The organism is Bradyrhizobium sp. LHD-71 (assembly GCF_031157255.1).
Taxonomy (GTDB): Bacteria; Pseudomonadota; Alphaproteobacteria; order Rhizobiales; family Xanthobacteraceae; genus P52-10.
Window position 1 is genome coordinate 22,483 of the sequence record NZ_JAVIFX010000024.1, and the last position, 23,104, is coordinate 45,586.

General features: G+C 63.6%; 22 protein-coding genes. 17 read left to right on the forward strand and 5 right to left on the reverse strand.

The features are described 5' to 3' along the window. The first annotated feature begins 180 nt into the window (after nt 1–180). From RCO31_RS24165 to RCO31_RS24215, 11 genes are all read left to right on the forward strand, one after another. Nucleotides 181–1,293 carry an NADH:flavin oxidoreductase/NADH oxidase gene (locus tag RCO31_RS24165; RefSeq protein ID WP_308971117.1) on the forward strand — a complete coding sequence of 371 codons (1,113 nt, stop codon included), beginning with the start codon at nt 181–183 and terminating at the stop codon, nt 1,291–1,293. 4 nt (nt 1,294–1,297) lie between these two features. Continuing rightward, nucleotides 1,298–2,080, forward strand: coding sequence for an enoyl-CoA hydratase (locus tag RCO31_RS24170; RefSeq protein ID WP_308971118.1), 783 nt, complete (start codon nt 1,298–1,300; stop codon nt 2,078–2,080). A gap of 247 nt (nt 2,081–2,327) precedes the next feature. After that, nucleotides 2,328–3,062: a DUF3750 domain-containing protein gene (locus RCO31_RS24175; protein ID WP_308971119.1), complete on the forward strand. Its 735-nt coding sequence runs from the start codon at nt 2,328–2,330 to the stop codon at nt 3,060–3,062. Nucleotides 3,063–3,353: 291 nt separating this feature from the next. Beyond that, nucleotides 3,354–4,856 carry an acetyl-CoA acetyltransferase gene (locus RCO31_RS24180; RefSeq protein WP_308971121.1) on the forward strand — a complete coding sequence of 501 codons (1,503 nt, stop codon included), beginning with the start codon at nt 3,354–3,356 and terminating at the stop codon, nt 4,854–4,856. 47 nt (nt 4,857–4,903) lie between these two features. Then, entirely contained in the window at nt 4,904–5,680 is a 777-nt protein-coding gene (locus RCO31_RS24185) for an enoyl-CoA hydratase-related protein (RefSeq protein WP_308971122.1), read from the forward strand. Between the two features lie 266 nt (nt 5,681–5,946). Next, nucleotides 5,947–6,882, forward strand: a complete 936-nt coding sequence (locus RCO31_RS24190; protein ID WP_308971124.1) for a glycine reductase — start codon at nt 5,947–5,949, stop codon at nt 6,880–6,882. A 49-nt stretch (nt 6,883–6,931) separates the two neighbouring features. Continuing rightward, nucleotides 6,932–8,128: a CoA transferase gene (locus RCO31_RS24195; protein WP_308971126.1), complete on the forward strand. Its 1,197-nt coding sequence runs from the start codon at nt 6,932–6,934 to the stop codon at nt 8,126–8,128. Between the two features lie 52 nt (nt 8,129–8,180). Then, entirely contained in the window at nt 8,181–8,432 is a 252-nt protein-coding gene (locus RCO31_RS24200) for a GIY-YIG nuclease family protein (protein WP_308971128.1), read from the forward strand. Beyond that, the gene (locus RCO31_RS24205) at nt 8,429–10,837 is read left to right on the forward strand and encodes a penicillin acylase family protein (RefSeq protein WP_308971130.1); all 2,409 of its coding nucleotides are present in this window, start codon (nt 8,429–8,431) and stop codon (nt 10,835–10,837) included. The genes RCO31_RS24200 and RCO31_RS24205 overlap by 4 nt, the downstream gene beginning before the upstream one ends. 15 nt (nt 10,838–10,852) lie before the next feature. Next, nucleotides 10,853–11,986, forward strand: a complete 1,134-nt coding sequence (locus RCO31_RS24210; protein ID WP_308971132.1) for a M20/M25/M40 family metallo-hydrolase — start codon at nt 10,853–10,855, stop codon at nt 11,984–11,986. Between the two features lie 80 nt (nt 11,987–12,066). Then, nucleotides 12,067–12,903: a VOC family protein gene (locus RCO31_RS24215; protein WP_308971133.1), complete on the forward strand. Its 837-nt coding sequence runs from the start codon at nt 12,067–12,069 to the stop codon at nt 12,901–12,903. A 175-nt stretch (nt 12,904–13,078) separates the two neighbouring features. Here RCO31_RS24215 and RCO31_RS24220 read toward each other — a convergent pair whose 3' ends face one another. Continuing rightward, nucleotides 13,079–14,368, reverse strand: coding sequence for a VWA domain-containing protein (locus tag RCO31_RS24220; RefSeq protein ID WP_374991531.1), 1,290 nt, complete (start codon nt 14,366–14,368; stop codon nt 13,079–13,081). 88 nt (nt 14,369–14,456) lie between these two features. Beyond that, nucleotides 14,457–15,407, reverse strand: a complete 951-nt coding sequence (locus RCO31_RS24225; RefSeq protein WP_308971138.1) for a MoxR family ATPase — start codon at nt 15,405–15,407, stop codon at nt 14,457–14,459. A 223-nt stretch (nt 15,408–15,630) separates the two neighbouring features. On the opposite strand from RCO31_RS24225, the gene RCO31_RS24230 reads away from it, so the two are divergent. The 6 genes from RCO31_RS24230 to RCO31_RS24255 all read left to right on the forward strand — a co-directional run bounded on the left by RCO31_RS24230 (nt 15,631) and on the right by RCO31_RS24255 (nt 18,996). Continuing rightward, nucleotides 15,631–16,113: a MaoC family dehydratase N-terminal domain-containing protein gene (locus tag RCO31_RS24230; protein ID WP_308971139.1), complete on the forward strand. Its 483-nt coding sequence runs from the start codon at nt 15,631–15,633 to the stop codon at nt 16,111–16,113. 11 nt (nt 16,114–16,124) lie between these two features. Next, a complete protein-coding gene (locus RCO31_RS24235; protein ID WP_308971140.1) occupies nt 16,125–16,547 on the forward strand; it encodes a MaoC/PaaZ C-terminal domain-containing protein in 423 nt (140 codons plus the stop codon). Nucleotides 16,548–16,730: 183 nt separating this feature from the next. Then, entirely contained in the window at nt 16,731–16,973 is a 243-nt protein-coding gene (locus RCO31_RS24240; RefSeq protein WP_308971142.1) for a DUF3297 family protein, read from the forward strand. A gap of 4 nt (nt 16,974–16,977) precedes the next feature. Further along, nucleotides 16,978–17,655 carry a thiaminase II gene (gene tenA / locus RCO31_RS24245; RefSeq protein ID WP_308971220.1) on the forward strand — a complete coding sequence of 226 codons (678 nt, stop codon included), beginning with the start codon at nt 16,978–16,980 and terminating at the stop codon, nt 17,653–17,655. A 123-nt stretch (nt 17,656–17,778) separates the two neighbouring features. Continuing rightward, complete coding sequence (locus RCO31_RS24250) at nt 17,779–18,198, forward strand: hypothetical protein (protein ID WP_308971144.1); 420 nt, start codon at nt 17,779–17,781, stop codon at nt 18,196–18,198. Nucleotides 18,199–18,246: 48 nt separating this feature from the next. Further along, a complete protein-coding gene (locus tag RCO31_RS24255) occupies nt 18,247–18,996 on the forward strand; it encodes a hypothetical protein (protein ID WP_308971145.1) in 750 nt (249 codons plus the stop codon). Nucleotides 18,997–19,156: 160 nt separating this feature from the next. Here the strand turns inward: RCO31_RS24255 and RCO31_RS24260 are convergent, their stop codons facing one another. From RCO31_RS24260 to RCO31_RS24270, 3 genes are all read right to left on the reverse strand, one after another. Beyond that, nucleotides 19,157–20,572 carry an MATE family efflux transporter gene (locus RCO31_RS24260; RefSeq protein WP_308971146.1) on the reverse strand — a complete coding sequence of 472 codons (1,416 nt, stop codon included), beginning with the start codon at nt 20,570–20,572 and terminating at the stop codon, nt 19,157–19,159. Between the two features lie 664 nt (nt 20,573–21,236). Beyond that, the gene (locus RCO31_RS24265) at nt 21,237–21,692 is read right to left on the reverse strand and encodes a hypothetical protein (RefSeq protein WP_308971147.1); all 456 of its coding nucleotides are present in this window, start codon (nt 21,690–21,692) and stop codon (nt 21,237–21,239) included. A 125-nt stretch (nt 21,693–21,817) separates the two neighbouring features. Then, complete coding sequence (locus tag RCO31_RS24270; RefSeq protein ID WP_308971148.1) at nt 21,818–22,975, reverse strand: NADH:flavin oxidoreductase/NADH oxidase; 1,158 nt, start codon at nt 22,973–22,975, stop codon at nt 21,818–21,820. Nucleotides 22,976–23,104 lie beyond the last annotated feature (129 nt).

Genomic DNA, 23,104 nt, shown 5'->3' on the forward strand with positions numbered 1-23,104 from the left:
CACACTCCCGCGATCGGCTTGGCTGGCGCTCACTTTCGAACCCATGTGCAGTCGCGCCAGCCGTGGCCGGACAGTTGCCGTCCGGTGTGGATGCCGATCTGCAATGCCGGCACGATGATCGCCTTCGATTGAGGTGTCGGCTAATCCTCTAGCTGTGATCAAACGGGCGGGACCTTTCCGATGTCGGTGCATCTTTTCGATTCCATTCAGCTTGCAGGCCTGCCCCTACCCAACCGGGTCATCATCGCGCCCATGTGCCAGTACTCGGCCACACCGGACGGCACTGCCACCGACTGGCACACGATCCACCTCGGGCATCTGGCCCTGTCCGGCGCCGGGCTGCTCATCGTCGAGGCGACCGCTGTCGAGGCCGACGGTCGTATCTCGCCGCGCGACCTCGGTCTCTGGTCTGACGACAACGAGCGCGGGCTCGCCCGCGTGCTCGAGCAAGTCCGCAACCATGCGACGATGCCGATCGGCATTCAGCTGGCCCATGCCGGCCGCAAGACCTCACATCGCGTCCCCTGGGAGGGAGGCAGCCAGATCAAGGTGTCGGACGGCGGGTGGACCGCGCACGCCCCTTCCGCAATTCCCTTCCAGCCAGACGGCGAGGCGCCCCGCGCGCTGGACCGGACGGGCCTCGCGCGAGTCAAGGCGGCGTTCCGCAAGGCTGCCGAACGTTCCGTGCGTCTGGGCTTCGACGCGATTGAGATCCACAGCGCCCATGGCTACCTGCTGCATGAGTTTCTGTCGCCGCTGGCAAACAAGCGCGACGACGAATATGGCGGATCGCTCGCCAACCGCATGCGCTTTCCGCTCGAGGTTTTCGACGCGATGCGCGAAGTCGTACCGCCGCACATTCCGCTCGGATTGCGGTACTCCGCGACCGACTTCTTCGAAGGCGGATGGGATCTCGAACAGACGCTCGCCTATTCGCAGGAACTGAAGGCGCGCGGATGCAGCTTCTTCGACGTCTCCGGCGGCGGGATGACCCCGCAGCAGAAGATCACGCTCGCGCCCGGGTACCAGGTGCCGTTTGCCGAGGCCGTCAAGCGAGAGACCAATGTCCCGACGATGGCGGTCGGCCTTATCACCGAACCCGAGCACGCCGAGCGGATCGTGGCAACGGGACAAGCCGACATGGTCGCGCTCGCGCGAGGCGTGCTGTACGACGCACGCTGGCCCTGGCACGCAGCGGCCAAGCTCGGCGCCAAATTGCTTGCGCCGAAGCAGTATCTGCGCGCACCGCCGCACACTGTGAAAGAGCTGTTTCATCCGGCGGCGGCAGGCTGAGGCGATGAGCCATTCCAACCCTCACGCGAGGCTCGAGATCGACAATCGCGGCGTCGCACAGATGACGATCTGCAACGCCGGCTCGATGATCATCTTCAACTCGCAGGTGATCGCTCATCTTCGCACCGCGATCGAACAGCTCGGCCAGGAAAAGAGCATTCGCGCGCTGGTGCTGCGCGGGGATTCCGAAAAGGCGTTCGTCGGCGGCGCCGACATCAAAGAAATGGCGAAGCTCGATCAGGCCGGCGGCGAGCGGTTCATCACCGGCCTGCGTGACCTCTGCGAGGCGGTGCGCAACTTCCCGCAGCCGGTGATCGCGCGGATCCCGGGCTGGTGCCTCGGCGGCGGCCTTGAATTTGCGATCTGCTGCGACTTCCGCATCGCCTCCGACGAAGCGCAGTTCGCGATGCCGGAGGTCAAGGTCGGCATTCCGTCGGTAATCCACGCAGCGATGATGCCGCGAGTGATGGGCACGCCCCGGGCACGCTGGCTGGTCATGACAGGCGCCACGATCGACGCCGCTACCGCCCTGCAATGGGGCCTCGTCGACGTTGTGACGACACCGGACAAACTCGACGCAGAGATCGAAAAGGTGCTCGGCGAAATCCTTGAATGCGGCGCTGAAGCCATCGCCGCGCAGAAGGTGCTGATCCGTAAATGGGAAGAGCTGCCGCTGAAAGAGGCGATCGACGCCAGCATTCCGATCTTCGGACGCTCATTCCTGACCGGTGAGCCGCAGCATCACATGCAGAAATTCATCGACCGGCCGCGCAAGCCCAAAGCCTAAAAGCCTAGAATGACCTGTCATTCGCGCCAACCTCGCGAATGCAGATCCAGAAGTGGTGCGCGCGTCCTAAAGCATAAGTGATCGCGCGTAGCTGGATTTGCCGCTCCCTGCGAATTAGAAAATCAGTTCTGTGCATTCCGCATCACCGTTCAGGTCCCATAGCCGTTCGAAAGAACGGCGTCGCCTTGCTCGCCTATGGCCGTTCGAAAGAACGGCGTCCCTTGCTCGCCCTATGCGCCTTACGCGAATGTTTCTGATCCTTTTCGTCGCCCTGATCGCCGCGCCGATCGCCGTCTCGGCGACGCTTTATGCGTTCAGCGAACGGGCTGAGAACTGGCAGATCGCCGACCGCTCAAGTGCAGGTCTCTTGGCGCCGGCATCGGCGAAGGCGGATGCCGCGGTGCGCATCTTTGCCGCGCGCACGGTGCGTTGGCGTGGCATCTTTGCGGTCCATAGCTGGATCGTTTTCAAGGACAAGGGCGAGTCGGTCTATACGCGCTATGACTATACCGCCTGGGGAGAGCCGATTCGCGTCAATGGCTTCGCCGCCGACGGACGCTGGTTCGGCGAAATCCCGGAAACGGTCTTCGCCGCCGACGGCCCCGAGGCCGAAAAGCTGATTCCAAAGATCAGGTCGGCCATTGCCGCCTACGAGTATCGCAACTACGGCGATTATCGCGCCTGGCCGGGCCCCAACTCGAATACCTTTATCGCCGCCATCCTCAACGCTGTTCCACAGATGCGCGCCACGTTGCCGCCAACGGCGATCGGCAAGGACTTTCCCTACAATGGAAGCTGGCTGTCGGCGACCAGCTCCGGCTTCCGTGCGACGCTCGGCGGCTATCTCACATTGACCGTCGGCTGGATCGAAGGCATCGAACTCAGCCTGTTCGGCGGCGTGATCGGTCTCGATGTTCGCAGGCCTGCGATCAAGCTGCCGGCGCTCGGCCGCATCGGCATGAGCGCGTTCACGCCAAGCTAGTGTCCCGAATCCGAAGTTCGCCGTACTTTGCAGCGAGCTCAGAGCGAACTTCGGATTCGATCAGGACACTAGCAAGTTTATGATTCTAGTGTCGTTTATGGATCAGAAAATTCGCACGATGGACTCGCGGCAACGATGGCGCGAATTTCTGATCGACGACACTAGCGCTACGCCGCTGAACGTTCCGATTTTGCATCGCCCCATTCCCAAATGGACGAGTTGCGCCTGCGTGGCATCTCTGGAAAGCTGACGGTAAAGCTGCGGGACGAACGTCAAGAACAAGGGCAACGCATGAGCAACGCAAGCCGCATTCCGGTCATCGTCGGCGTCGGCGAGATCACCGACAAGCCGGCCAATCCTGCCGAGGGCCTCGAGCCGCTGGCGCTGATGGCGGAGGCACTGAAGCGCGCAGAACAGGATGCCGGGGCAAGGCTGGCCGCCGAGATCGATTCCATCGATCTCGTCAACCTGGTGAGCTGGCGCTACGAGGATCCGGCGCGACAGCTTTGCGACCGGCTCGGTATCGCGCCCAAGCGCGCAGTCTATGGTCCGGTGGGCGGCGAAGGGCCGATCCGCTATCTGCACGAGGCCGCCCTGCGCATTCAGCGCGGCGAGAGCGTGGTCGGCGCTGTCTGCGGCGCGGAGGCGCAGAGCACGGTCAACAAGGCGGAGAAAGCAGGCGTCAAGTTGCCGTGGACGCCGTTTGCCGAGCACGGCGTGCAATCCGTGCGCAGCGCGAGCTGGCAGCATCCGCTCGCAATCGCGCTCGGCGTATTTCAGCCGATTACGGTTTATCCGTTTTATGACGCGGCAACCGCAGCAAAGTGGGGCCAGACGCCGCGCGAGGCACTGCGCGAATCGAGCGAGCTCTGGTCAACCTTCGCCACTGTCGCGGCCAACAATCCAAATTCGTGGCTGAAGCGTTCATTCGACGCCGACACGATCATGACGCCGACCGCCGACAACCGGTTGATCGCCTGGCCCTATAACAAGCTGATGGTCGCGAACCCCATGGTGAACCAGGGCGCGGCCCTGATCGTCACCAGTCTGGCGAAGGCGCGCGAGGCGGGTATTCCGGACGAGCGCATGGTCCACTTCGTCGGCGGCGCCGCGGCGGAAGAGCCGCGGGACTACCTCGTGCGCGACCAGTATGTGGAGAGCTACGCGCAGAATGCGGTGCTCAACACGGTCATCGACCTCGCCGGCGGTGACGGCAAAGCGTTTGATGCCATCGAACTTTACAGCTGCTTTCCGTGCGTACCGAAGATGGCCCGGCGCACGCTGGGCCTCGGCGCGGATGTGCGGCCGACCGTCACCGGCGGACTCACCTTTTTCGGTGCGCCACTCAACAGCTACATGACCCATGCCGCCTGCGCGATGGTCCGCCGCATCCGCGGTGGCGCGAAATGCGGCCTGCTGTATGGACAGGGTGGCTTCGTGACCAAACATCACGCCCTCGTGCTGTCACCGGCAGAGCCTGCGGAGCGACTTTCGGAGAGCACGAGCGTTCAGGCGATCGCGGACAAGCAACGCGGCGACGCGCCGAAGTTCAATCCCGAAGCCGGCGGCAAGGCGAAGGTGGAAAGCTTCACGGTGATCTACGATCGCAACGGCGAGGTGAACCACGGCGTCGTCATACTCCGCAACGCGGACAACGACCGCACGCTGGCCCGCGTTCCTGCAAGCGACAAACAGACGCTCGCCCGGCTGCTCGACCTCGATCGCTCGCCGGTCGGCACCAACGGCGTGATCAGCAAGAGCGCCGACGGCATGCAGGAATGGAAAGCGGCTTGAGCTCTCGTCAACAAGGCACGGAATAAGATTCAACAGGGAGACAATCGATGACCGACGCCGTTCTCACCAAGCAGATCGCCGATCACGTCATGCTGGTCACGATCAACCGGCCGGACGCGCGCAACGCGGTGAACGGCGACGTCGCGCAAGGGCTTGAGCACGCGGTGCTTGATGCGGAGAAGGATCCTAACACCTGGGTCGTGATCCTCACCGGCGCCGGCGACAAGGCCTTCTGCGCGGGCGCCGACCTGAAGGCTGTCTCGCAGGGCGGCGCAGGCAGCCTCGGGACCGAGCGCGGCGGCTTCGCCGGCTTCGTGCATCAGCCGAGGACCAAGCCGTGGATCGCTGCTGTCAACGGTTTCGCGCTCGCCGGCGGCACCGAGATAGCGCTTGCCTGCGATCTCATCGTCGCCATCGAAGAGGCTGCGTTCGGTCTGCCTGAGGTCAAGCGCGGGTTGGTCGCCGGAGCTGGCGGCCTGTACCGGCTGCCGCGCGCACTGCCCAAGGCAATCGCGCTCGAACTGATCATGACCGGCGCGCATTTCGACGCCAAACGCGCCTTCGGCTACGGCCTGGTCAACCGGCTGGTACCGCGCGATCAACTGATGCCCGAGGCCCTGAAGCTTGCTGCGGCTATCTGCGAGAACGCTCCAATTGCCGTGCGCGAAAGCCTCGGCGTTGCACGACAGGCGTACGATCTCTCCGATGCGGAGCTGCGCGAAGTGAGTGGCGTCGCGTCACGCAAGAACGCCGCAACCGAAGACTACAAGGAAGGCCCCCGCGCCTTCATCGAAAAGCGTGCGCCGAAGTGGGTGGGGCGGTAGAGCACGGTTTGTTCTAACGGATTGTTGGCAGGCGCTTTCATGGATTCAGCATGCGGCTGCCCAAGGCGGCGGCCGGGGAAGGCGGGCCAGTACCTGGGTCACCGATAAGGCGCCGCACGCACCGGCCAAGCGCGATGCCGACGCAAGGCAGCCTGCTATGGACGTCAGTTGACAGTGTTGCCCAAACTCCTAGCCTGACGACCGTCATAAGACGCTTGGTGCGGCGCGCCGAAGATGCGGCTGCGCGGCATTCCGGAGGGAACACGATGATCGAAAATATCGACCTGCAGCTAGGCTTTGCGCCGGATTACGATTCGCCGATTCCCTATATGAAGCGGACGCGCGACTACTACATGGCGATCGGCTATACGACACCCTATCGCTGGGCTCACTATCTCGAGGCGCCGTTCCAGCCGCTGAAGAAGCCGCTGGCGCAGTCCCGCGTCACCATCGTCACAACCGCAGCCCCCTATGATCCGGCCAAGGGGGACCAGGGGCCAGGCGCGAAGTACAACGGCGGCGCAAAGTTCTACAAGGTCTATGACGGCGATACCTCGAAGCAGCACGACCTGCGCATCTCGCATATCGGCTACGACCGCGTTCATACCTCCGCGGAAGACTCCGGCACCTGGTTCGCACTGCCGCAGCTGATCAAGGCAAAGGCGGCAGGCCGCATCGGCGAAGTCGCGCCGCGCTTCTTCGGAGCCCCGACCAACCGCAGCCATCGAGTCACGGTCGAGGTCGATGCGCCGGAAATCCTGAATCGCTGTCGCGAGGACAAGGTGGACGCAGCGGTGCTGGTGCCGAACTGCCCCGTCTGCCATCAGACCACTGCGCTGGTCGCGCGGCACCTGGAAGCAAACGGCATCCCGACCGTCGTCATGGGCTGCGCCAAGGACATCATCGAACACGCTGCGGTGCCGCGCTTCCTGTTCAGCGACTTCCCCCTCGGCAACTCTGCCGGCAAGCCACATGACGTGGAATCGCAGGCGCTGACGCTGGAACTCGCGCTGCGCGTCCTTGAATCGGCGACCGGCGCCCGCACGACGATGCAATCGCCGCTGCGCTGGAATGACGACGGCAAATGGAAGCTCGATTACAACAACATCGAGACCATGAGCCCGGATGAGCTGGCGCGCCGTCGCGCCGAATTCGACAAACAGAAGGAAGTCGCGCGCGGCCTGCGCGAGAATGCGGCATAAGAACCGCAGCAACTGACGAGCTCGGCGACATACGAACAGAGGGAACGTTGTGACCAGACCTTTCGAAGGCGTGCGGATTCTTGATTTCACGCAAGTGCTTGCCGGCCCCTATGCCAGCTACCAGTTCGCGCTGCTCGGCGCGGACGTCATCAAGGTGGAACGGCGCGAGGGCGAGGACATGCGACGCACGCCGCTCAGCAAGGAGTGGGCGGAACGCGGGCTGGCACCCGGGTGGCAGGCCATCAATGGCGGCAAGCGCAGCCTGACCCTCGACCTGCGAAAGCCGGAGGCGATCGAGATCGTCAAGCGGCTCGCCGCGAAAGCCGACGTGGTGATGGAGAATTTCCGCCCGGGTGTGATGGACAAGCTCGGGATCGGCTATTCTGCGCTGTCCGCGATCAACCCGCGGCTGATCTATTGCTGTATCAGCGCGTTCGGCCAGACCGGCCCTGAACGGCTCGGTGCCGGCTACGACGGCAAGATCCAGGCGATGTCCGGTATCATGGCGATCACCGGCCATGAAGCGACGGGCCCGACACGCGCGGGGTTTGCAGTTTGCGACGTGCTCTCGGGCGCAACGGCGGCCTTCGGCGTCTCCAGCGCGCTGTTCCAGCGTACGCATACGGGCAAAGGACAACTTGTCGACGTTTCGATGCTGGAAGCAACCATTGCGTTCCTGTCCGGCCAGGTGGCCGACTACACCGTGGCCGGGCACCATCAAAAGCTGTCCGGCAACCAGGCCGTGAGCCGCAGGCCGACGGCAAACCTCTTCAAGGCCGGCAAGGACGGCTACATCCTGCTCGCGGTCAACAACGAGAAGCAGTTCACCGCGCTGATGCAGGCGCTCGGCCGCGAGGACGTGCTCACCGATCCGCGCTTCGCCGATTGGTTCCTGCGTAACGAGAACGAGCCGGCGCTGCGGAAGATCATCGAGGGCGTGCTAGCCACCAAGAGCCCGAAGGAGTGGGAGAAGATCCTCGATGCCGCCGGCGCGCCCTGCGCCAACATCTGGAAGATCGAGGAGATCATCGATCATCCGCAGATCGAATACCGCAAGGCGATTCAGAAGGTCGATACGCCCTACGGCCCCCTGCGCTTCGCCGGCTCCGGCTTTCAACTCACCCACGGCGGCGGCAAACTCGACCGGATGGCGCCCGGCTTAAGCGAGCACACCGACGCGGTGCTGGCCGAGGCGGGCTACAGCAAGGACGAGATCGCCGCGCTGCACAAGGCTGAGGCGGTTTAGCGACTAAACGATCCGCTTGCGTCGAACAAACGGGCGCGGGACAACTAACGGCATGGAAGGCTTTGTCTACGTGCTCGGCTGCGCCCACAAGGGGCGCTATCTCACTTATGTCGGCTGGACGACCGACATTGCGCGACGCCTCGCCAGGCACAATGCGGGCAAGGGCGCGCGCACGACCAGGGGGCGGGCCTGGGTGCTGTTGCATTCGGAAGGCTTTGCGACCCGCGCCGAGGCGATGCGCCGCGAATGGTACCTGAAGCGCGACCGCAAATTCCGCAAGATGCTGGCAGCGAAGGCGCAATGAACGACCACCCGACAATCGAATCAGATCAGCCAGCCCATGCCGGCACGACCGAGACGCGTCGCTATGCCGTCAATGGACTGCAGGCTGCCGCCGATATCCGCGTCGATCGCTGGGGGGTGCCGCACATCAAGGCGGCCTCCCGCAGCGACGCGTTCTTCGTGCAGGGCTTCAACGCCGCCCGGGACCGGCTGTGGCAGATCGACATCTGGCGCAAACGCGGCCTCGGCCTGCTCGCGGCGGATTTCGGTCCCGGCTATCTCGCGCAGGACCGGGCAACGCGTCTGTTTCTCTATCGCGGCGACATGGCAGCCGAATGGAAGTCCTACGGCGTTCAGGACGCGAAAGAGACCGTTGAGCGCTTCGTCGCGGGCATCAATGCGTTCGTCGAACTGACCGAACGCGACCCGGCGCTGCTGTCGCCCGAGTTTGCGCTCACCGGGACCAGGCCGGCGCGCTGGGAGGCATCCGACGTGGTGCGCATCCGCAGCCACGCGATGGTGCGCAACCTCGAATTCGAGTTCGGCCGCGCCCGCGTGCTCGGCCACGGCACGCTCGAGCAGGACCGCGCCCGCCGGTGGGTCGACCTCGGCCATACGCCGTTCGTTCCCGACGACGTCGATTTCTCGGCAATCGGCGACGATGTGCTGGAGGCGTTTTTTCTCGCGACCGCGCCGGTCACCTTCAACAAGGAGCGGCTCGCTGCGACACTCGATGAGGCCGATCGTTGGGCCGTCACCGATGAACTCGGCGAGATCATCACGGCGCAGCGCGACGAGGGCTCCAACAACTGGGCGATCGCGGCTTCGCGCTCGGCGACCGGACGGCCCGTATTGGCAAGCGATCCGCATCGCGCCTATCTGATGCCGTCACTGCGCTATGTCGCACACTTGCGCGCCCCGGGACTGGACGTGATCGGCGCCGGCGAGCCCGCACTGCCCGGAATCTCCATCGGCCACAATGACAAGGCCGCATTCGGCCTGACAATCTTTCCGATCGATCAGGAAGACCTTTACGTCTACCGGACCAAACCGGACGATCCGGATTGCTATGCCTATGGCGATGGGTTCGAGCGCATGCGCGTCATCCAGGAACGCGTCGCGGTCAAAGGCTACGGCGAACAGACCCTGACGCTGAAATTCACCCGGCACGGCCCGATCGTCCATGAGGATCGCGCGCGCAATCTCGCCTATGGCGTTCGCACGGTCTGGTTGGAGCCTGGCAGCGCGCCGTATCTATCGAGCCTCGGCTATCAGGACGCGGCATCGGTCGAGGCCTTCGAACGAGCACTGCAAAGCTGGTCGGTACCATCGACCAACCAGATCTACGCAGACGTGGAGGGCCGCATCGCCTGGACCCCCGCCTGCAAAGCGCCTGTTCGCGGAGGTTACGACGGCATGGTGCCTGTGCCCGGTGACGGACGCTACGAATGGGACGGCTTCCATTCGCAGACAGAGCTTCCACGTGAGATCGCGCCGTCGCACGGCTATGTCGCCAGCGCCAATGAGATGAACCTGCCGCCCGGACCAGCGCAGGAGCTCAACATCGGCTACGAGTTCACCGATCCATTCCGTGCTCAGCGCATTCGCGAGGTGCTGGATTCGAAGCCGCTCCACGCGTTCGACGATTCCTGCAAGCTGCAATGCGACGATCTGTCGATTCCGGCCCGGCGCATCTGTGCACACCTTGCGCGCTCGACCTCAGCCGATAAAGACACCGCTTTCGGCCTCTCGCTGCTGCAAGGGTGGGATCATCGCCTGGCGGATGACAGCGCGGCAGCACTTTTGTTCGAGGTCTGGTGGATGCGGCATCTGAAGCCTGCGCTGCTTGATCTCGTCAGCACGGATCCGAAGGTACGTCCGCGGCTCGCTCCCGGTGATCATGTGACCCTGCTCAACTGGCTCAACGAGCTCGCGCCGGCTTTCGGTCCGTTGCCGGAAGCAAAGCGATCCGAGCTTCTGCTTTCCACGCTCGCCACGGCGGTCGCGGACTGCCGTCGCCGCCACGGCGACGACGCCTCCACATGGCGATGGTCCGGCTGGCATCACGGCTATTTCCAGCACCCGCTCGCAAACGTCTACCCGGACGAGCTGCGGGACGTCGGACCACTGCACCAGGGCGGTTCGGCCCAGACCGTGATGAGCAACGGCTACCGCATGAGCGACGGCCGCGCCATTACCGGAGCGTCATTCCGGATGGTTGTCGACGTCGGCCAATGGGACAACAGCGTGTTCGTCAACGCGCCGGGACAATCTGGGGACGTCCGCTCCAGGCACTATGACGATCACGGCAAGCTCTGGTCCGAGCGCAGCTACGTGCCGCTGATCTTTTCGGAACGGGCGATTGAGCGCGAAACGCGGCTGCATATCGTGCTGGCGCCGGATAACGCCAAGAGAAATTCCGCATAACTGGAGGGCGAGCCCGTGGACGTGACCAAACTGCCGATCGACATCGACGCAATGCTTGCAGGCCTGCGTCCGTGGGTGGAATGCGAAAGCCCGACCTGGGACGCCGCACGTATCGGCGCGATGATGGACGTCGCCGCCCGCGACCTCGCGCTGATCGGCGCACGGATCGAGCGGATCGGCGGCCGCATGGGTTTCGGCGACTGTGTCCGCGCGACGTTCGCGACCGGCGATACCTCGAAGCCCGGCATTCTGATCCTCGGGCATCTCGATACGGTGCACCCGGTCGGAACGCTCGCGAAGCTGCCATGGCGGCGCGAGGGCGACAAATGCTACGGCCCCGGCATCTTCGACATGAAGGCCGGCAACTACATCGCGGTGGAAGCAGTGCGACAGTTACTGCGCGCAGGCGCTGCGATCCATCTGCCGATCACTTTTCTCTTTACCTGCGACGAGGAGGTCGGCAGTCCCTCGACGCGCGACCTGATCGAGGCGGAGGCTGCCCGGCACAAATACGTGCTGGTGCCGGAGCCGGCACGGCCGGATGGCGGCGTGGTCACTGGGCGCTACGCTATTGCCCGTTTCAACCTCGAGGCCGCCGGCCGGCCGAGCCACGCCGGCGCACGGCTCTCCGAAGGGCGCTCAGCGATCCGCATCATGGCCGACATGATCCCGCAGATCGAATCGATGACGACATCGGACTGCACCTTCAGCGTCGGCGTCATTCATGGCGGGCAATGGGTAAATTGCGTGTCGAGCTCCTGCAGCGGCGAGGCGCTGTCGATGGCGAAAAAGCAGGAGGATCTCGACCACGGCGTCGAGCGCATGCTGGCGCTGTCCAAGGACAACCGCAACGACGGGCAGTTCATCGTCACGCGTGGCGTGACGCGCCCGGTCTGGGAACCTAACGCCAAGACCATGGCGTTGTACGAGACTGCAAAGGGCATTGCCCGGCAACTCGGGCTGGAGCTGTCGCATCAGAGCTCGGGCGGCGGCTCCGACGGCAATTTCACCGGACCGATGGATCTCGCAACGCTGGACGGACTTGGCGTGCGCGGCAGCGGCGCGCACACGCTCGACGAGCACATCATCGTCGACAGCCTCGCCGAACGGACAAGGCTGATGGCAGGAATTCTGCTGGCGGTGAAATGAAGTGAGGAGTGGAAAGTGAGTAGAAATTAAACACGACTACTCGCTACTCCCTACTGGCCACTCACCAGGCTCTTGCCGTCATGATCATCGGCCTCGACCATATCGTTCTGCTGACGCATAACATCAGCGCAGCGACTGCGTCTTACGAAACGCTGCTTGCACAGCGCCCTGCATGGCGCACGATAGCCGACGGCGTCGAGACCGCGATCTTCACCCTCGCCAACATGTCGCTCGAGCTCATGGCACCGTCAGGCGACGGCGAAATGGCGAGGCGGGTTCGCGCGCGGCTCGATGAGCGGGGGGAAGACCTCGCGAGCCTCTGTTTCCGCGTCGAGGACATCGACAGGTTTCAGCGGCGGCTGAAGCGGCTTGGCTTGCTGCCGGAAGACGTCACGCAGTCCCGCAGCACCAATGCCGCCGACGGCGCAGCACTGTCGTGGAAGCGGACACGCACCGCCGTGGAGACGACGCACGGAGTCCGGCTGTTTTTTCTCGAACCGTCCGGCGAACGTCCGGTGTCGAAAGCGACGGCTGGCGCGCCAATCACCGGCCTCGATCATGTGGTGATCGCTACCGACCAGCCCGAACGCGCAGCGGCACTTTACGGCGCAAGGCTGCGTCTCGATATGACGCTCGATCTGTCGCGGCCGGATTGGGGAGCGCGACTGATGTTTTTCCGCTGCGGCGACCTTGTCGTCGAGATCGTGCATCGCCTGAACGATCCAAGCGGCGGCAATCCTGACAGGTTGTGGGGACTGAGCTGGCGGGTGACCGACATCGAAGCCGCACAAACACGGCTCATTTCGTCAGGGCTCGACGCGTCCGAAATCCGGACCGGCCGCCGCCCCGGCACACGTGTCTTCACGGTGCGCACCGGCACACTTGGCGTTCCGACGCTGGTGATCCAGCCGGTGTGATCGTCATCGTCATTGCGAAGCGTAGCCGTTCGAAAGAACGGCGTCGCTTCGCTCGCCTCTGGCGACGAAGCAATCCAGCCTGAGCCGGGCGCGAATGCAGCGTCCTTAGTTGCGCGCGTTGCGCGCGGCTGGATTGCTTCGCTTCGCTCACAATGACGATTTATGCCGCGGCTCGCTAATGCCGGTCCATCTCCATCAGATCGACCACGACGCGCTCAAGCTGACGGACCGTGCCGCAGGGACGCGAGAAGGTGCAATAGGGCTGGTAGCGCGGCATTTCCGAATCGCCGGTGCCCCAGGCGAAGCGCGGCTCCGGATTGAGCCAGATGACGCGGCGCGCACGCTCGGAGATGCGCCTCAAGATATCCGTGCGCGGGTCGAGATTATTGGTGCGGCCATCGCCGAGGATGATCACCGTCGTGCGGTTGGTCACGCCGCTCATGAAATTGTCTTCGAAATCCGCGAACGACTTGCCGTAGTCGGATGAGCCGTAGCCGACCGTCTTCATGACCTCCTGCATCGCCTTGTCGATCGCATTGCCGTCGAGAATTTCGCTGACGTCGACCAGCCGGCCAGAGAACGCGTAGGTGTGAATGTCCGAAATCGCTTCGTTCAGGCTGTAGAGGAACAGCAGCAAAAACTCGGCGACGCGCGCCACCGAGCCGGAGACGTCGCACAGCGCCACGATCTTCGGCTTGTCGACCCGCTTCTGCTTCCACACCGTAATGAACGGGATGCCGCCCCAGCTCGCGTTGCGGCGGATGGTTTTGCGGGTGTCGAGCCGGCCGCGATTCTTCTTGCGGCGCGGCTTGTTGTATTTGTCGCGCAGCCGCCGCGCCATCTCTCCAACCAGCTTGCGCGTGCGCTCGATGTCCTGGCGTTCGAGCCGGTTCAGCGGCACATTGCGAAGGATGTCGTTGCGCAGCGCCTCGGTGCCCTCGCGCGTGTAGAGCGTGATCGCGTCGTTGACCATCTCACGTACGGCTTCACGCAGCCCGTCGCGTGCGTTCATCAGCCGCTGCGGCTGGTTGCCCGCTGCCTGTTGTGCTGCAATGTCGTCCTCGAGCTGGGCCATGCCCATCATTTCGAGGATGCGGCTGGAGTAGAGGCCGCGCTGGGTGAAGAAGCGGATTTCCGACAGGTTTGCCGCGTCCGCTGCCGCGGTCATCGCTGCCTGGACGGCGCCGCGATCGCCCGACATCAGCATCCGCGCTAGTTCGCCGTATTGCTCGCTGCCGCCCTCGCTCTCATTCCCGCCCGGCTCTTCAGCGGACTGGTCGGCGGCCTCCGCGTCCTCCTGCGCCTCTTCGAGATTGCGCGGCTCCGGGCTCTTGAAGAAGATGTCGAAGCATTCGGCGAGCGCGTCCTTCTCCTCCTGCGTCTTGGCGATGGTCAATAGCAGCGCGTCGCGCAAGCGCGCCTTGTCGGCGTAGCCGACAGCGGCCACCGCGCTCATCGCATCCATGCTTTCGGGTGGAGAGATGCGGCAGCCTACGCCGCGCGCGGCGCGGAAGAACCGTAGCAGCAGGTCGTCAGGTTCCCGCGTCGTGGCGCTAGCCGGGGACGAAAGCACGTTCGGCCTTGTCGATCAGTTCGGCGACCTGCGGGGTCACCGTTTCCATGTCGACCTCGTATTTGAGCAGCACGTTCAGCGTGTCGCGCACGACCTCGGAGCTGAGCGACGACGTGTGCAGCAGCAACAGCACCCGTGCCCAGTCGATCGTCTCGCTCACCGATGGCAATTTCTTGAGATCGAGCGTGCGCACCTCATGCACGAAGCTGACGATCTTCTTCCGCAACTCGCTGGCGACTCCCGGCACCCGCGTCTCGATAATCCGCGCCTCGAGCCGAGGCTCGGGAAAGCCGATGTGCAAGTGGATGCAGCGGCGCTTCAGCGCGTCGCCAAGATCGCGGTTGGCGTTCGATGTCAGGATGACGATCGGTTTCGTCACCGCGGCGATCCGGCCGATCTCGGGGATGGTGATCTGGTAGTCCGACAGGATCTCCAGCAGAAACGCCTCGAATTCGGCATCTGCCTTGTCGATCTCGTCGATCAGCAGGACGCAGCCATCCTTCTGTTCCAGTGCCTGCAATAACGGGCGCGGCTCGACGAACTGCTTGGAGAAGAAGATGTCGCCGAAATCATGCAACCGGGCGAGCGCAGCCGGCAAGGTCTCGGTCTGGCCGATGACTTCGCCGAGCTTGTCCTTCAGAATCTGCGTGTAGAGCAGCTGCTTGGCGTATTTCCACTCGTAGAGCGCCTTGGCCTCGTCGAGGCCCTCGTAGCACTGCATGCGGATCAGTTCGATGTTCTGCCAGGCCGCGATCGATTTTGCGAGCTCGGTCTTGCCGACGCCTGCCGGCCCCTCGACCAAAATCGGCTTGTCGAGCCGCTGCGCGAGAAATACCGCGGTCGAAATCTGACGGCTGGCGATGTATCCGGCCTCTGCAAGCCCGCGATCAACGGCTTCGATCGCGGTGGCCGGATCAAGAAGACTGTCCATTCAATGCCTCGACGTAGTCCGCCCCAAAGGAAGCGGCACTGGCCGCCTTTACAACGATGGATAGAAGAATTTTCCCGGTCGCGATAGGCCGGAGGACGCCGCCTGCCACCGAAGCCGTATGCATTTTGACACAAAGCCCATGCGCGGAGCGACGACCCGGAATCGACAGGCGCTCGGCGATGACTTAACGTTTTCTTCATTCGGTTCGTTAGGGAGAAAACACGTGCCAAAAATAGCCTTTCCGGTCGAAGCGACGCACATCATGATGTTTGCGCGCGCCATCGGCGATACCAATCCGGTCTATCACGACGCAGAAGCCGCAAAGAAGACCGAAGCCAAGGGCGTCATCGCGCCACCGACCTTCGTTCAGGCTGTGGCGCAGTTCGATCCGGATTATCACCTGCGACCGAAGCCGGGGCAGCAGTGGTTCGGCTCGGGCAAGACGCCGACCGGCGTCGAGGGCAAGCCTGCCTCGAGCGGCGGCCTGCACGCCGAGCAGGAATACACTTATCACCGGCCACTTCGCGCCGGTGAGGTGCTCACCTCAGAGGTGAAGCAGGGCAAGACCTGGGAGAAGGAAAGCAAGCGCGCAGGCAAGCTCATCTTCCGCGAGCGTATCACCGAACATCGCGACGCAACCGGCGAGCTCGTCGTCACTGCGCGCAGCGTCGGCGTCACCACCGAGCGTCCCGTGGACGCATCGTAAGGAGAAACACAATGGCTTTGAAAGCATCGCAACTGAAGGTGGGCGACACCCATTCCGAACGGGTCGTCGAGAACCTCTCGCGCACGCAGATCGTGCAGTACGCAGGCGCCTCGGGCGACTACAATCCGCTTCACTCGGACGAAGTCTACACCACGCAGGCCGCCGGCTACAAAAGCGTGTTCGCGCACGGCATGCTGTCGATGGGTTTGACTGGCAAGATGCTGACAAACTGGGTCGGCGATGCGCGGCTGAAGAAATTCGGCGTGCGCTTCACCAATCAGGTGTGGCCGGGCGATACCCTGGACGCCAAGGCGACGGTTGCCGCGATCCGCGAGGAGAACGGCGAGCATCTGGTGGATCTGACGATTACCACAACCAACCAGGATGGCAAGGAAGTGGTCTCCGGCACCGCAATCGCTCGGGTAGATCCTTAAAGTCAATCGTTCATATACGAACTCGGCGCCCGCGCATGTCGCGGGCGTTTTCTTTCGATCGACCCTGCGAAAGCAGAGATACATGCCATTCCGGCTCGCACTTCGACGGGCCGACACATTTATCGTTCGGCTGAAACTGCTAATATCCCTGCTTGAGTTTCAAGCCTGCAAGAGAGTTCCACGATGTCCGACACGCCTCCCGATCGTCTGTCCACCGACCCGTCGAGCCCGTACTACGATGCCGACGTGCTGGCGCGGGATGTCGGCGTCCGCTTCAAGGGCGTCGAGCGCAACAATGTCGAGGAGTACTGCGTGAGCGAGGGCTGGGTGCGGATGACTGCGGGCAACGCCAAAGACCGTCACGGCAATCCGATAACGATCAAGGTCTCAGGTCCCGTGGAGCCGTATTTTCGCAGCAAGGAGTGATCGCCTGAATACGCGCGAGGATATCTTCGATAGACTTAAGCGCGAATGCAAAGCCGACTGGTCCGCCTATGTCGATCATGCGTTCGTGCTCAAGCTTGGTCGCGCGACGTTGCCGGAGGCAGCGTTTCGCACCTATCTGGTGCAAGACTACCTGTTCCTGATCCAGTTCGCGCGCGCCTATGCGCTTGCGCTCTACAAGAGCCGCACACTTAGCGACATGCGCGCCGCGCACGCGGGCGTCGCCGCGATCCTGGACGTGGAGATGGACCTGCACGTGCGGCTGTGCAGCCGCTGGGGCCTGACGCCCGACCGGATTGAGGCCGCGCCCGAACTTCAAGCGACAGTCGCCTACACTCGCTTCGTGCTCGATTGCGGCATGTCGGGCGACCTGCTCGATCTGCATGTCGCGCTGGCGCCTTGCGTGATCGGCTATGCCGAGATTGCGACGCGACTGATCGCCGAGATCCAGACCCCGCTAACCAACCATCCCTATCGGGAGTGGATCGGCGAATATGCGGGTGATGCGTATCAGGCGGTGGCGCAGAACGCACGGGAGCAGCTCGAGCGGCTCGCGGCAAGGTCGATGACTGCCGAACGCTTTCCCGAGCTGTGCGGCATCTTCGCCAAGGCTTCACGGCTCGAAGCGGATTTCTGGCAAATGGCCCTGGATCATCCGGCCTGAGACCGGATCGCAATCGGCCAGCGCGGTCCGGTATTGCAACGGGTCGTGGTTAACCCTGGTGCCTTCATCAATCTTGACGACATCAAGGCCGCCTGATGCAATGGCCCCAGAGGGGGCCGGCCGATGAAGTTCTGGTTCACCAAGAAATCGCCGCAAGACGCCTTTGACGTGAAGGCGCCCTATGACGCTACCGTCGAACAGACCCTGCGCGTGGCCCAGGAAGTCAACGCGGCCCCGGTCGAAGCCGAACGTGAGTTGTTCGATTTCGCGGAGGCTTTTCGCCCCAAGGCTGCCCCGGCGCCAATGCCGGCGCCGACTGCACCGCCGCCGCAGCGACCATCTGCCACACCCCCGCCCACCACGGGCCGCTCCCGCCCGACCGTCTCGCGTGCCGCGCGCGAAGAGATGGAGCGCCGCATCGCCAACTACCGCGCCTTCCAGATCAAGTTGAACGAGGAACGCGAGGCACGCATCCGCCGCACCATGGACGACGTGCGCGCACGGCTGAAACAGTCGTCGGTGCAGAATTCCTCACTCCACTAGCGAACTCGATTCCACCAACTCACTCACACAGACCGCGGGGTACCGACGATGGCCGAGATCATCGATTTCAAGGCTGGCGATTTCTCATTTCTTGTTGCGCCAGGCGGGCCGTTCTCCGGCGGCGTGCGCGCCAACAAGGGATTCGCGCTGCACCGGGCACGGTTCGACAAACCTGTGCCGATGATGGATGGCTTCAAGCGCATCAAGCAGCATCTCGAGAAGCTCGGGCGCCCGGTGACGGCCCTCGCCGCCTGTGAACTGCGTTCGCCGAAGCCGATGACGGTGCAGGAATTCCAGGCCTTCAACCGCGACTACCTGACCACGCTGCACGCATGGGGTTGCCGCGACGGCGAGATCAACGCACCGGCGCGCAGCAACATCGCACCGATCACCGAGGCTCCTGCCGACTCGAGCTTCTTCGCCTTCACTTACACGGTGCCTGACGCAAATGCCGCAGGCGACTTCCTGATCTCGGGCCTGCCGGAGATCAAGGTCGGGGCTGCGGCCGGCGAGCGAACGTTCGGCGGTCGTGACGTCTCGCTGAAAGGCCTCGCCGCGAAGGCGCGCTTTGTCATGGAAGGTCTTCGTACGCGGGTCGACGCGCTCGGCTGCGACTGGAACGGCATCACGGCGTCACAGGTCTACACCGTGCACGACTTCCGCCCCGTGCTGGAAGATCTGTTCGCCGAACTGCGCATCAGCCAGATCGGCGTCGCCTGGTATCCGGCCTGGCCGCCGGTCAACGACATGGATTTCGAAGTCGACGTCCGGCGCGTGCGGACGGAGATCGTGATCTAAGCGCCGTCATTGCGAGGCGCAGCTCTTCGAGGAACGGCGTCGCTTCGCTCGCCTATAGCGACGACGCAATCCGGTCTGGACTACACACGGACGCTGCTTCTTTTGTTGCGCGCTTCGCGCGCGGGTGGATTGCTTCGCTTCGCTCGCAATGACGGCAGCGTCAGGCCCGTACCATTTCAGGCAGGTAGCCGCGCCGGGTGAGGTAACGGAAGCGCAGGATCAGCAGCACCGAGAACAGCACAAGCCCGCACGAGAAGCCTACCCAGACGCCGACCGCGCCAAGGCCCAGCGGGAAACCGAGGATGTACGACGCGCTGAAGCCGATCAGCCAGAAGCTCGTCGCGGCGAACATCAGCGGCACGCGTGTATCATTCAGGCCGCGCAGCGCGCCGGCGGCTGCGGTCTGCAAGCCGTCGCAGATGAAGAACGTCGCGCCGACGATCAGCAGCAACGCGACCATCTCTGCCGTCGCGGACGAGTCCGATGCGCCGCTTCCAAGGAAGAAGCGCGCAATCTCGAAGCGGGAGGCGATCACCAGCAGCGTCATGAACGCCATGAAAATGCCGGCGAGCGCGATCGCAACGAAGCCGGCCCGCCGTGAGCCGGCCGTGTCGCCGCGACCGACCGCCTGGCCGACGCGCACCGTCGCGGCCATGCTGATGCCGTAAGGCACCATGAACAGGATCGCCGCGGTCTGCAGCGCGATCTGATGCGCAGCGAGCTCGGTGGTGCCGATCCAGCCCATCAGCAAGGCGGCGGACGCGAACAGTCCGTACTCGAGCAGGAACGAGCCGGAGATCGGCGCGCCCACGGCCACGAGCTGACGCATTCGCGGCCAGTCGCTGCGCCAGAAGTTGCTCAAGGGATGGAATTTCCGGAACGGCCGCCGCGTCTGGGCGATCAGGAATCCGGCGACGCACATGCCGATGTTGACGATCGTCGTCGCCAGACCGGCACCGAGCAGGTCGAACTTCGGGAAGCCGAATTCGCCATAGATCAGCAGATAGCCCAGCAACGCATTCGCCGGGATAGCGATCAGCGTGATCCAGAGCGCAGGCTCCGGCCGATTGACCGAGCCCATGAACCCGCGGATGGCGATGAACCACCATCCGGGCAGAAGACTCCAGGTCAATCCCTCGAGATAGCGGTCCGCAAGCGTCGCCGATTCGGGCGTCTGGCCGAGCGCGATCAGCATCGGTTCGCCCTGCAGCAGCACCGGTGTCAGCGGGACTGCCATGATCACCGCGAGCCAAAGGCCAACGCGGAACGAGCGCCGGATGCTGCGCGGTTCGCGCGCGCCGAACGCCTGCGCTACCAATGGCGCCACCGCCGACATGGCGCCCATCCCGAGCACGAACACGGCGAAGAAGATCGTATGTGCGAGCGAGGCGGCCGCGATCGCGGCGTCGCCCAGCCTGCCGATCAGCGCGAGATCGGTGGTCATCATCGCGATCTGGCCAAGCTGGGTGAGCGCAATCGGCAGCGCCAAGCGGACCGTTTCGATCAGCTCGGCGCGAACAGGCCTGCCGGCCGTGGCTTTCGCCGCGGCGCTGGATACCGCTTCAGATGAGGACATAGGCGAGCAAAGCGACGCCGTTCTTCGAACGGCTATGGCGCGCAGGATACCGCGTTATGTGACAGAATGAAGCCCTTGCCGCCTCATGCGCGGATCATATGTCATTGAATGAGGGGGATTTCGCGCCTGGAGGGCGGTGATGCCCGTCAAGGGATTGCAGTTGCTGCATTTTGTAGCTTTCGCGGCGTTCAGTACAGCAGCTTTTGCCGAGGAACAGCCGCGCAGCATGCTGGGCGATTTTGACCTCAGAAGCATCATCCTGTCACCGACCCCGCTCGGTCCGCCGTCTCGTTTTGAGCCTCCGCCAACCCGGCTTGCCCCTCCGCCCACCGCCGAAAAGCGACCGGGCAAAAAGCCCGTGGCGGAGAAGCCGGCCGCCCCTCCGAACGCAGCGGCGCCCAAGCCGGCCGCATCACAGCGCCAGGCAACGAGCAAGCGGCCACGACAAAGACCTGCGGCAGCCGCGCGGACGCCGAGACGCAATCCGTCCGAATCCTATGCACGCGACCCGCGCCGGCAAACCTGGCCTTGCGCCGGTGACGGCATCTGCGCGTGGAAGTCGCGGTAATGCGTCGCTGCAGGTGATGCGAAGCAATTCAGTTGGGAGCAATTGCTGATCGGATTTGGCTGGTGGCCAATGCGCCTCACAAGAGGTCGCACGCCGTTAAACATCCAATTCCCGCGACACGATCACGTTGGTGCCTTCGGCGGAGCCGGTGCAGCGGATATCGAGCTTGCGATAGCGTGTGACGATGTTCTTGCCACGCAGGAAGCCGATGCGGTTGGCGCAGCGCTGCGCCCCGCGCAGCGCGTCCGCTCGGGGGATCGTGAATACGAGCGCGGTGGCGCTGGCGACGAAGTCGAAGAATTCCTTCGGCGGCTTCCTGCTGGCCGATGACGCAAAAATCTCGTTCGTCTTGTTGCGCGCAGAGCAGCCGAGCGAAGCTCGCTTCACCGCCGGATGCGTCAGGTAGATGACGCCGGCCACCGTCCTCCCGACCTTCAAGCCGTCGATCTGCTGCGCAAGCTGGGCGGCAAGATCATCGCACCGGTCGGCCCGGGCTGGGCTCGCAACAGCAAGAACACCGGCAGCAACGAGCACGAAGGCAATTTTCGTCACAACGATCCTCAAGGTTCACGATACCAGTTGGATCTCTGTGACATAGGAGCGTCCGCACGCCAAATATTTTCGTGGTCCTTCCGGGCGACGCAAAGCGCCCTGCCCGGAAATGAAAGCAAAAGGCGTTACGGATTGATGCCGTTCTGCCAGGTGGACGGCCTGCCGCCGAATCCCGCGGACGCGCGCTTGTCCAGCCAGTAGCCATAGGGCTCCGGCACGGTCTTGAACGCCTTGCCGACGCCGAGCTTTTCGGCCGCGTCGACCGGCCAGTTCGGATTCTGCAAGAACTCGCGACCGATGGCGACGAGATCTGCCTGCCCCTCACGCAGGATCTTCTCGGCCTGATCGGCATGGATGATATGGCCGACCGCCATGGTCTTGACGCCGGACAGCTTGCGGATGCCCTCCGCGTACGGCACCTGATAGCCGTAACCCGGCGGATGCTCCGGATCGACGATCGACCTGCCGGTCATCCCGCCCGATGAGCAGTCGATCACATCGACCCCGTGCGCGGCGAGCTCCTTCGCAAGGCCGGCGGAATCGGCGACGCTCCAGCCGGCCTCGTCTATGGCGGAGACGCGATAGAACAACGGCTTGTCCGCCGGCCAATGCTTGCGCACGCTCTCGACAATCTCAAGCGCAAAGCGCATGCGCTTTTCCGGCGTGCTACCATACGCATCGGTGCGCTGGTTCGAGACCGGCGACAGAAACTGGTGCAGCAGATATCCGTGCGCCCCGTGGATTTCGAGTACGTCGAAGCCTGCGCGCAGCGCCCTGTCCGTCGCCTTGCCGTATTCATCGACAAGCTTCTGGATGTCACCAAGTGTCAGCTCGCGCGGCTGAAAATAGCCGTTGCCCTGCGCGATCGCGCTGGGACCGACAATCTCCCATTCCTCGCCGCGATCGACGCCCGGATGGCTCTCCATCTGCTTGCGGCCCTCCCACGGCAGCTGGTTGCGTGCCTTGCGTCCCGAGTGGCCAAGCTGAATACCGATGGCCGCACCATGCGACCTGCAAAAATCGACGATCCGCTTCAGCGGCGGAATGAACTCGTCCTTCCACAGCCCAAGGTCGCGCGGCGTGGTGCAGCCTCGCGGGTCGGCCTTGGTCGATTCCACGAAGATCAGCCCTGCGCCGCCGGTGGCAAATCGTCCGTAGTGGATGAAATGCCAATCATCCGCATAGCCGTTCTTTGCCGAGTAGGTCAGCATCGGCGAGACGACGATGCGGTTGCGGAGATGCACGCCGCGCAGATCCATCGGCGTGAACAGAAGGCTTTCCATATGATCCTCGTATTGTTCTTGACTTAAACTCTAAGACCGCCACAGCCGAGTGAAGCGCCGCGCAAAAGGACGCTGTTCTGTTAACGGCCATGACTGACGATGACGCAATGCGCGAGGCGATACCACGCA